Annotated in this window: 8 protein-coding genes; 4 read left to right on the forward strand and 4 right to left on the reverse strand. The window is 41.7% G+C overall.

Going from position 1 to position 11,034, the window contains the following annotated elements:
* The first annotated feature begins 34 nt into the window (after positions 1-34).
* The gene (locus L1D51_RS01245) at positions 35-436 is read left to right on the forward strand and encodes a hypothetical protein (RefSeq protein ID WP_095209738.1); all 402 of its coding nucleotides are present in this window, start codon (positions 35-37) and stop codon (positions 434-436) included.
* A gap of 58 nt (positions 437-494) precedes the next feature.
* On the opposite strand, the gene L1D51_RS01250 is transcribed toward L1D51_RS01245, so the two are convergent.
* Positions 495-968, reverse strand: a complete 474-nt coding sequence (locus tag L1D51_RS01250; protein ID WP_054562953.1) for a Dps family protein — start codon at positions 966-968, stop codon at positions 495-497.
* 365 nt (positions 969-1,333) lie between these two features.
* On the opposite strand from L1D51_RS01250, the gene L1D51_RS01255 reads away from it, so the two are divergent.
* A complete protein-coding gene (locus L1D51_RS01255) occupies positions 1,334-1,543 on the forward strand; it encodes a hypothetical protein (RefSeq protein WP_054562952.1) in 210 nt (69 codons plus the stop codon).
* 4 nt (positions 1,544-1,547) lie between these two features.
* Here L1D51_RS01255 and L1D51_RS01260 read toward each other — a convergent pair whose 3' ends face one another.
* Together L1D51_RS01260 and L1D51_RS01265 are read right to left on the reverse strand one after the other, a co-directional pair.
* A complete protein-coding gene (locus L1D51_RS01260) occupies positions 1,548-2,153 on the reverse strand; it encodes a PGAP1-like alpha/beta domain-containing protein (RefSeq protein WP_062566321.1) in 606 nt (201 codons plus the stop codon).
* 8 nt (positions 2,154-2,161) lie between these two features.
* Positions 2,162-2,698 (reverse strand): YaeQ family protein, encoded by a 537-nt coding sequence (locus L1D51_RS01265; protein ID WP_054552313.1) that lies wholly within the window; start codon positions 2,696-2,698, stop codon positions 2,162-2,164.
* Positions 2,699-2,789: 91 nt separating this feature from the next.
* Here L1D51_RS01265 and ylqF point away from each other — a divergent pair, with 91 nt between their 5' ends.
* Both ylqF and L1D51_RS01275 read left to right on the forward strand, forming a co-directional pair.
* Positions 2,790-3,734 carry a ribosome biogenesis GTPase YlqF gene (gene ylqF / locus L1D51_RS01270; RefSeq protein WP_054562949.1) on the forward strand — a complete coding sequence of 315 codons (945 nt, stop codon included), beginning with the start codon at positions 2,790-2,792 and terminating at the stop codon, positions 3,732-3,734.
* 736 nt (positions 3,735-4,470) lie between these two features.
* On the forward strand, positions 4,471-7,920 hold the full coding sequence (locus tag L1D51_RS01275) for a PAS domain-containing hybrid sensor histidine kinase/response regulator (RefSeq protein WP_239962241.1): 3,450 nt from the start codon (positions 4,471-4,473) through the stop codon (positions 7,918-7,920).
* On the opposite strand, the gene L1D51_RS01280 is transcribed toward L1D51_RS01275, so the two are convergent.
* Entirely contained in the window at positions 7,917-10,889 is a 2,973-nt protein-coding gene (locus L1D51_RS01280; RefSeq protein WP_239962242.1) for a DUF3857 domain-containing transglutaminase family protein, read from the reverse strand. The two genes, L1D51_RS01275 and L1D51_RS01280, sit on opposite strands and share 4 nt — an antisense overlap.
* Positions 10,890-11,034 lie beyond the last annotated feature (145 nt).

Here is an 11,034-nt window from a genome sequence, read left to right on the forward strand (position 1 = left end):
GCGTAAACTTAAGTTGTATTTCAAAGGGGTGAGCATGTTTAAAGCCCATGGTGATTGGCGTTATTTTGTTGAGCCGCCAGTGATTTATGTGGAAGTTAGTGGCAGCTTTAATAAAGAAGCCGTTGCTTCATTTAGTATTGAAGTCGGTCAAGAAATCATGAAGTACCCTGAAAATTCAATTCAGTATGCTGTGGTTAATTTGGAACAATTTGAATTAGCAACTGCAGATAGTATTGAGATTGCAAAGGCTTACTTTCAGGCTGTAAAAGCGCGGGGTTACAAACGCGTTGATTATATTAAAGCGAATATCATTGCTCGCAATTTATTAGAGACAGTTTGGTCTGGTGTAGAAATGGATATTAACTTTCACCCAGATGCTGAAAGCTTTTTTCAAGCAAGACCCGAGTACGATAATTTAAGAAAGTGGTTAAAGTAATGCTTTCTAAATATAAAAAAGCCCTCATTTGAGGGCTTTTTCGTGTCAATTCTAAATATTAACCAAGGTAGGCTTTTAACATCCAAACAAGTTTCTCTTGTTCTTTAATGTAGTCGCCCATTAGCGATGCTGTACCTTCGTCATCTGCATCACCTGCTTGTGCAAGGATTTCACGCTGCATTTGAATAAGCGTGCTGTAACCTGCTAAAAGGTTTTCTACTGCAGCAGTACCTTCAGTAATATTTTTAGCTTCACTGATCTTGCTATCTTCGATGTACTCAGAGAATGCATGTACCGGTGTACCGCCTAACGTTAAAATACGCTCTGCAATCTCGTCTACTTTCTCAAGTAGTAAGTTATAAATTTCTTCAAACTTAAGGTGTAATTCAAAAAAGTTACGACCTTTAATATTCCAATGAAAGCCGCGTGCGTTCATGTATTGGATTTGGTAGCAGCTTAGTAAAGAGTTTAGTGAATTTACGATATCTTCACTTTTTGCGCTGTTTAAACCAATTGCATTTACCTGTGACATAGATTGCTCCTTAAAAAAACCGTTAAGTGTTTACTTGCTAGTGCTTGGTGTTAAGTATTAGCCATCTTGGCTAATCTGTAAAATGGTTTAATTCGAACACAGTGATAGGTTTTAGCTATCAAAGGTTGGTTTTGTCCATTTGTGCACTATCAACATAACTTTGAATTACTTTTATATAGACTTGGGGCAACTGAGCAAAAAATCTACCTTATTTTTCAAATATTCAAAAATTAGGCAGAAAGTATGATCTAAAACAAGGTTTGTACTCGCTGATAAATAGGCCGATTTAGAACTTGATTTAGGTCAAAAAAACAACGAACCATAAGCGCATAATGACTTTACCGCATTTAACCAGGAGAAGAAAAATGGACGGTAAAACAGTTAAAGAAAGCAAAGCTGAAATAGTTGTTGTAGTGATTGCATTACTTGCATTTGTTATCGGTTTGGTAGGTCATCTAGCTGGTGCTAGCTTCGCAAACTTTGATACCTTTGGCTATATTGCTGCACCTGTACCATTGATCTTAGGGATCATTGTTTTAATCTCATATAAAGTGGCTGCAAGTGCTGAAGATTAAAGTATCACTCACTTTGATTTATAAGCTTAATAATGTAATCCATCACTTGGCGTGAGTAGATCATACTGGTGTGACTCAAATGAAACACCTTATGTTCTGCCATGCCATTGAGTTTGGTTTCATCTATCAAAACTGTACCATCAGAGACACTGCCTTTAGCAATCAGTGGCATTAGCCCTATTGGTAAGTCACCAGCAATACTATAAAGCTTGGCATTAAACGGCCAATCGCCATTCTCTGATAATAAAAACTCCACGCTATTTTTTAACAGCATTTCAAAGCCCTTTTGCTGCATTTGCTTAGCAATATGACTGCCTTTATGCGGGGTGCCTAAGGTGATCACCTTTTCAACGTGGCGACTTTGAAGAGAATTGGCCTCTAAGTAAGCGCGAGCAACCAAGCCGCCCATAGAATGGCAAACTAAGGCGGTAGGTTTACCACCGATAAAGCGATCAATCTTATCGAAAATCGCCGCTCTATCGGGAGAGAGCGTGTTATAGGTCAAATTGAGTATTTTTAAACCTGACTTTTCAAGACGCGCGCACAATGGGCGCATCACGAAGCCCGACATATAAAGTCCGTGTAATACTACAACCTGCCTAATTGCCATCGCGTCCCTTACATTAATTGTTGCGGTTTAATTTCGATATTTGCTGTATCTGAGCTAACCCATACTTCACCATCTTGAATGGTAATAGTGAGCTTAATATTACGATCAGCTAAGTCGGCTAGAGCCTGAGTCGCGGCATAATCGAGACTAAAAATACTTAAGTTTTTAAAATCATACAACTTAGGTTGATGTTTTTGCCACCAAATCGCTTGGTTATTTTCGCCGTAGGTATATAAAACAACTTGCTTCGACTTATTGCAGGCTTTTTTCAAGCGTTTTTCGTCTGGTAGCCCAAGCTCAACCCATAACTCAATTTCTTCACTATAGTTAATATGCCAAAGCTCAGGCTCATCATCTGCGCATAAGCCTTTCGTAAACTCTAAGCCTTCACGAGCATTAAGTGCAAAAGCCAACAAGCGAATCATCAAACGTTGTTCGGTTTCTGATGGGTGTTGTGCCAGTGTTAAATTGAAATCTTGATAAATGTGGCGATCCATATCGCTTAACGATAATTGCGCTTTAATAATGGTTGATTTAAGAGCCATAACTGCTTACTTGAAAAAATTTGCGTCATTATAGCGCAATTCGTTGCCGAGCCAGTTAAAATACCGTGAAATTATCTTGTAGGAGTTAAAAATGGCCATCCAGTGGTTCCCGGGTCACATGAACAAAGCCCGAAACGAAATTAAAGAAATCATGCCACAGATGGATGTGATCATTGAGGTACTTGATGCCCGTATTCCTTATAGTAGTGAAAACCCAATGGTTACTGCGCTGCGTGGCGACAAGCCGGTGATCAAAATCATGAACAAGGCGGACTTGGCTGATCCTAAGTTAACGCAAGCTTGGAAAGACTACTTTGAGCAGCAAAGTGGTGTAAAAGCGATTGATTTTGGTAATGATAAAGCGGGTGAAGTACATCGTATTAATGAGCTTTGTAAAAAATTAGTGCCGCATAAAGTAGGCGCTGATAAACAAATTAAAGCCATGATCATGGGTATTCCAAACGTTGGTAAATCAACGCTTATTAATACCTTAGCTGGCCGTATCGTGGCAAAAACAGGTAATGAACCTGCGGTAACCAAAGCGCAGCAACGTATTAAGCTTGACGATGGCATTATGCTTTACGACACCCCGGGTATGTTATGGCCTAAAGTAGAGAACGAAAACTCTGGTTATCGTTTAGGGGCAACTGGCGCTATTCGTGATACCGCTATCGACTACGAAGAAGTGGCAAGTTACACCGCTGAATATTTATTGCAAGCATACCCAGAACTTTTAAAAAGCCGCTATAAAATTGATGAGCTACCAGAGTCTGACTGGGAGTTTGTTGAAATGGCAGGAAAAAAGCGTGGTTGTATCCGCGGTGGTAATCAAATCGATACTTACAAAATGTCTGAAATTCTTATTAACGAATTACGCGATGGCATTATTGGTCGTATTACCATGGAAACACCAGCTATGCGTGAAGAAGAAGAGCAAATGGTTGCTGAGCTTCGCGCTGCTGCAGAGGCGAAAAAAGCTGCTAAAGAAGAAGAGAAAAAACAACGCCGTGCACGTGCACGTAAGAACCGTCGATAAAGTTAACGCATTAACTTTTAGACATAAAAAAAGCCCTGCAAGGGCTTTTTTAGTTTCATATCTACCGTCACCGATATGAGCAATGTAGCAAGTAAAATAAGTAGGGTCGCTTATATGTCGCCAATATCAAGGGGCGTTGCCATTAGTAACATATAAGCTAAAGCTTTAACGTGGCGACACGTGTTTCAGGGTAGAGAAACAAATTTAATCTGAACAAGTCATCATACTTCGCTTGGCTTGTTGAGATTAATTATCAATTAGGTTTGCAATACTGTCAATACCTTTTTGAAAATAATTCTCATTTAGTTTGGCTTGCAGATTTGGTACGAATTTTAGACATAAAAAAAGCCCTGTAAGGGCTTTTTGAGTTTCATATCTACCGTCACCGATATGAGCAATGTAGCAAGTAAAATAGTAGGGCGATCACCTGTTGCCAATATCAAGGGGCGTTGCGATTAGCAACAGGCGATCTTAGCTTTATCGTGGGCCACACGTGTTTCAGGGTCGAGAAACAAATCAGTTTATTCCGAACAAGTCATAACACTTTATTGTCTTGTTGATAGTGATTATCAATTAGATTAACGTAGCTGTCAACACTCAATTGAAAATAATTCTCATTTCTTTGTGTTTGTTTTTTAAACTTCCGTAATACAATGCATTAGCACTAAAGTTAGGCTGTAAATTACGTGCAATAAAAACTATGCTGGGGCTATAACAATTAAAATAATCACATGCGATGTTCTCAATTTGGTCAATAAGCCTTCTTGCAATTGTATATCTGGCAATTTTATTTGCGGTTGCAGGCTGGGCTGATAAAAGAAAAGTATTGCCTTTTAAAGGCTTAACCTATGGTTTATCACTTGGGGTGTATTGCACCTCTTGGGCGTTTTTTGGTACCACAGCACAAGCTGCATACAACGGCTGGTGGTTGGCTCCGACCTATGCCGGTACTATTTTGCTATTCATTTTTGGCTGGCAAGTCTATTGCCGCATAGCACATATTTGTCGGCAGCAAAAAATAACCTCAATGGCAGATTTTATTGCGACTCGGTATGGTCAGTCGTCGAGTTTGTCTGGGCTCATTTCATTGATTTCAGTGATTGCCATTGTGCCCTATATCTCTTTACAGCTAAGTGCAACTGCGCAAAGTATCAACTTACTTACCGACCGCGCTGCCACACAAAGTCATGAAGTATGGGCCGATAGCACTTTTTATATCACGATTGTATTGGCACTGTTTGCTATTTTATTCGGCGCGAGGCGGTTAAAGCCCAGCGAACATAATCCAGGTTTGATAGCCAGTATTGCCTTCGAATCGGTGGTTAAGTTGTTGGCGTTTTTAGCGGTGGGTTTGTATGTGTGCTTTGCTCTATTCGACAGCCCAGTGGCACTGTTTGAAAAAGCGCATGACCTAAATATTGATCAGCAAGTGGCTGCAACGCAAAGTCCAACCTATGTGTATGTTGCTCATACTTTGCTTGGTATTTTGGCGACCTTATGTTTGCCAAGACAATTCCACATGAGCTTTATCGAAAAAAATAACGATAAAGAGCTGGCCTCGGCACGTTGGCTGTTTCCGATTTACCTATTACTTATTAACTTATTTATTCTACCGATTGCATACGCCGGATTAATTTACTTTCAAGGCCAAGAGGTCGGCTACGACACCTTTGTATTAGCTTTACCGATGGCGGCTGATGATGCTTTTGTGGCGTTATTAGCCTTTTTAGGCGGCTTTTCAGCGGCAACCAGTATGGTGATTGTGTCATCAATTGTGCTTTCAGTGATGATCACTAATGACTTTATTAACCAATTTATTTTACGCCGCTCGCAACTTACATCGAGTAGTCGCGGGCTTGATAAAAATAACCTATTACATGCGCGTAAAATCGTTATCGTATTGATTCTATTGCTTAGTTACTTCACTCACCGAGTGCTGGGCGAAAGTACAACCCTTGCCAATGTGGGTTTGATGTCGTTTACCTTAGTCGCGCAATTTTCGCCTGCCATGATCATAGGCTTATGGTGGCGACAAGCATCGTGTCGCGGTGCTCAATTGGGGATTTTAAGCGGCTTTATTATTTGGGGATACACACTTTTACTACCGAATATCGCCGGAGGTTTAGGAAGCGATAGCTTATGGCTTGTGAATGGACCGTGGGGAATAAGCTGGTTAGCGCCAACCGACTTATTCTCATTAGGCATGGAAAGCATTAGCCAAGCTTTATTGCTATCGCTAGGTGCGAATTGTTTAGTGTATTTCTTAGTACCGTTATTTAGTCGAGCAACCTTAGCTGAACGCTTGCAGAGCAATAAGTTTGTGTCGCAGCTTAGTGATTCGAAGGTAAGCAATCATCTACAGCCTTTGAGTTACCATGACCTAGGTGCGCTAATGCAGCGATTTGCCGAAAAAGAAGCGGCGCAGTCGTTGGTAAATCATTACTTTCCTGATGATAAAAGTAAGTGGAAGCGCCCTGCCAATGTTGAGTTAGAACTATTAGTTGAGCGCGAGATGTCTGCCGTGATCGGCGGCGCATCGGCGCGGCTTATTTTAGATGTAGCGAAAAATGAGCAGCGCCAGCCTCTAGAGCAGGTTGCCGAGTTTGTTGATGAAGCAAGCCAAGTACTTAAATTTAATCGTGACTTACTGCAATCAACAATCGAAAACATTCAACAAGGGATCAGTGTAGTTGATAGTGAGCTGCGCTTGGTAGCTTGGAACCAAGGCTACAAAAACATGTTCGCCTACCCAGATGATGCGCTTTACATAGGCCGCCCTGTTGCCGACATTATTCGTTTTAATGCCGAGCGCGGCTTATTTAGCGGCGAGAGCATGACCAGCGAAGTCGAAAAACGCTTAGCCTATTTACGCCAAGGCAGCGCTTATAAATACCAGCGCTCGCACAATGATGGCCGCGTGTTTGAAATGCAAGGTAACCCACTGCCAGGTGGCGGCTTTGTAACAACCTATACCGACATTACCGAGTTCGTAAAACAACAAAAAGCGTTAACCGAAGCAAATGTTAGCCTTGAAGAAAAAGTCGCAGCCCGCACCTTGGCATTGACTCAAGCAAACCAAGAGTTGTCGATGGCAAAGCAAGTGGCGGAGCAAGCAACGGTCAGTAAAACACGCTTTTTTGCTGCTGCCAGCCATGATTTACTGCAACCTTTCAATGCTGCGAGCTTGTTTTGTTCTTTAATGAATGAAAAAGCCCAAGATACCGAACTTAAAGAGCTGGCGATGAATATTAAGAATTCATTGGGCAGCGCCGAAGAGTTGTTATCGAGTATTTTAGAGTTAACCAAGCTCGATTCGGGCTCGTTTAAAGTACAAATGAGCGAGTTTGCAGCCAGCTCATTGGTTGAGCCACTGCGTAATGACTACGAAGCCCTTGCCCGCGAAAAAGGCTTAAAGTTTATTATTGAAACCTGCGATGTGCGCTTGCATACCGACAAAGCGCTGCTGCGACGAGTACTACGTAACCTTTTGAGTAATGCGATTCGTTATACCGAGCAAGGTGAAGTGCGCTTAAAAATGCAGTACGACGATGACCATGTATCCTTTATTGTTGAAGACACAGGGATTGGTATTGCATCGAGCGATCAACAAACTATTTTCCAAGAGTTTAAACAGCTTGGTGCAAAGCCAAGCGCCGAGGGGTTAGGTTTAGGGTTGGCAATCACTAAACGTATATGTGACTTACTTAAAATACCCCTAGTGATGGGGTCTGAGCTTGGTAAAGGCACGCAATTTACCCTAACTCTGCCTTGTAGAGTGAGTGCTGCGGCAGCGCAAACGAAAGGTGCTGAGGCATCACAAGAAACAGAGCTGGGGCAATTGCGTATTTGGTTGCTTGATAACGACCGCAACGTGTTAGAGGCATTAAAGCAGCTACTCGAAAATTGGGGCTGTGAAATTTCAACAGCCACTAACTTAGCGGAGCTTGAGCAGTTAAAGGCAAGCCAAGCCCTGCCGCAATTGTTGATCATTGATTATCAGCTTGATGATGGGGTAACAGGCCTTGAAGTGATTGAACAAGCGGCATTAACACGCTTACCTGCCATCGTTAATACCGCGAATCATGATGAAGGCATACGCGAGTTAGTGCTAGATGCGGGCTACCCATTACTTTATAAGCCTCTGAAAGCGCCCGCCTTAAAGCGCATGATTAAGCGACTGACTTAATCTGCGTTTTGCTCAGTTGTTGGGGTATTGGCTTTAATTAAGCGCTCTACCTCAGCGACAAACTTCTTATCTAAGTCATCTTCATGGCTCAAAAATAACAGCATTTCATCACCATTGTGGTCAATGACCGTTACAGTGGTGGTTAGTAGGGCGCTTTTAGCATAATCAACGTTGATCTCTTTAATGTCACTAAAGCGGCGCTGATCTTTTTCGAGCACACCTTGCTCATTTTCCCAGTAACTAAAAATAGTGTTTTCTGTGATGCCGTTTCCATCAGTTTTAAAATCGATAAATGCGTCACTATAAAAATAATGTACACTCTCGTTGGCAGGGATAATTTCTTTTCTTTTTAAAAAGTTAACTTGATAAGACCAAAGCTTGTCACCGGTTACTATGGTTGAACTTGGCAACAAATATAGCTCATAAATTAAGCCATAAAATAACCAAGGCAACATGAGTATCGAAATGATAACCTGCCTCGCTCGCCACTGAGAGTGGTACTCAAGAGCCTGCTGTGGTTGCTTGAGGTTTTGAATGTAATTAACCAGAGGCAACCATAGAATAGGTGTAACTAAAAACAGCCAAGTACCATATTCCCAGTTATAGCTTACGACTTCAGAAATGATAATCGCCAGCCATAACACGAACCCAACCGCAACGGGCATGATCTTATTTTTGCCAAAGGTTTGCTCGCTGTGCTTGCAAAGCTCAAGTAACAACGGAATAAAAAACAGCGGTGCAAATATCCCTCGAGCAATCGGCATAATATGGCTTTGTTGTTGCTCTTTTATCGCTTTCCAGTTGCGATAGCTCCAGTAGTGAATGAATATTCCTAAGCTTAATAAGCTGTAAATAACAAACTTACTGTTACTGACAGGGTAGAACTGTTGCTCAGCAAAAACTGGGCGGTTACTTGCTTCTATACGCCAAGCCGCGATGAAAAAGATGATTGCCGCCAAGTAACTTAAAATAAAAACGCTATACCAGTTGGTTTCGTCATCCGCTGGTGTGGTTGTGGCGCTATTTGTGCCGTATTTAATGATGCCGTAATGGGTCGCGTTATTGAGTTTTTTACGCTCGCTTAGGTAAAGGTCTATTTGATCGGCTGGAATATGATCCTGCTTAGCACTGTAATCAAAGTATAAGGTCAACACCGAGTCTTTAAATGTCACGCGTTTTTCGAGATGAAAAAATGGGTTGTCGACTGTGACCTGCTCATCATTAAACTGCCAATTAGTATCCGTAAACGTAACCTTTATGGTTGTTTCGATATTATTTGGGTAACGAAACCATATTGGTGCATTGTTACGTTCTCGCTGTTCCGGCTTATAAACTGAGTTTTGAATTTCACTAGCGTAAAAGTCGTTTTGAAAATCATTACCCTTAGGTCGCCAAAAGTTATCAATAGTATAGTGCTCATTGGTAATTAGCTGACCGGTGTCTTCTGGAGATTCAACCAGCATAGGTTTGACTGTTTTTAAGCCCTTGTAGGTATCTTGATAATATTCGCGGTAATCATCTTCTATGCTTTTTAAGCTGTTTTCAGCGATTGAGCTGCGGCGGTTAATTGCTTCAAAGTCGCCGTATTTATATTGAGTTGAGAAACTAACTGGCTCATCAATACCTTCTGGGATCTGATAACTATCAAAAACCTGTATGCGTTTTAGGGCAGGCTCTGTGAACATATCTGTAAAGCCTGTCTCACCTTGCTTTATGATTAACGCTACATCATAGTTCGGTTGAGCTAAATGTGCTAAATCGCCGCGCTGGTACGAAATGGTCGGATCAAGCCAATAGCGCTTACCTTGGTGCTCTAAGGTGACAATCACATGGTCAAACAAGCTAGGAGAGACCGGTAAGCTGGCAGTACGTTTTCTGTCTTCGGTGTTAACTAAAGCTGGATGAGCCTCTACGCCGAGCGCTTTAAGTAAAGAAATGAGCAAGACGGTTTTGTCTTTACAGTCGCCATAGCGCAGTGCCAAGGTTTCTGATGCAGGAGTAGGCTGGTGCGAGTTAGTGCCCATTTCTAGGCCTAAATAACGTACTTCGTCTTGGCTAAAGCGCAGGGCAGCCACAATTTGAGACTCTAAGTCGGCATGTTGAAACTTAATTTGACGAGCAATTGTTTTAATAGCAGGGCTTACTTCGATGGCCGATTGGTATAAAGGTAACGACCAATTGACTACCTCTTGCCAATTATTTACTTCAGAGAAATACACTTCCTTGTAAGGTGAATACCAATGCGGTACTTCGCTTGCAGAGCTAAGGGTCGGCTCATTGTGTTGGCTAATTTGGTAGTCAAAACCCGTATCGAGCTTGGTTTTAGTAACTGGTGACTCGCCATTCATAAAGTTGATATATAAGGGCGAAGGCTTTTGCCACTTTACCCGCATAAATTGCTGCACTATCGGCACCGACCAGTTCAGTGTGCGCATGGTGCTGAAGTGTTGATAAACCGGATTACTCCCCGAAATCGTATAGCTGTAATCTAAAATATCCATGACCCGCATATCATCAATAATGACATTTAGGCTTAAGGTGCCATTGTATATACGACTTGCTAAGTCAGTCTCGCGCTGTAACACCTGAAGCTCGGCACTATTTAGTTTATCTATATATTGGCCGTCACGAATAATGCCTAAACTATTGAGCGTAAGAGATTGATAATTTGGGTCAAAATCAATATTCAGCTGGCTTATATAATCAACCCCAGACTGATTGACCGCCTGCATTACAGTACGATTAAAGCGTTGCTGTGGGGCTTGCTCAGATACCTGAAGCTGAGTGTCGAGCATCAGGTAGAAAGTCCCGTCTCGTATTTGGTCTCGAGGAATCTCTGGGGTAAGTAACTCATGGTGTTTTACCCAGTTAGCTGCAGGCGCAACCTGATAGTCTTCAGCGGCTGCAAAGCAGCTCACAAAGAATAAAAAAACAGCGAGTACCTTAAGTTGTAAGTGCATCCATTTCATTGTTATTTTCTAATTACGTTTAGTTTTATATGACAAATTACTGAATTTCACGGCATGAGCCAAATAAAAATTAAATATTTATAGGTAGGTCTCGTAGGAAGTGGTGAGTTTAAGCGGCTCATAGCGAGCCGCTTTAGGTTTATAT

It is taken from the genome of Pseudoalteromonas shioyasakiensis, from assembly GCF_022398475.1.
GTDB lineage: Bacteria > Pseudomonadota > Gammaproteobacteria > Enterobacterales > Alteromonadaceae > Pseudoalteromonas.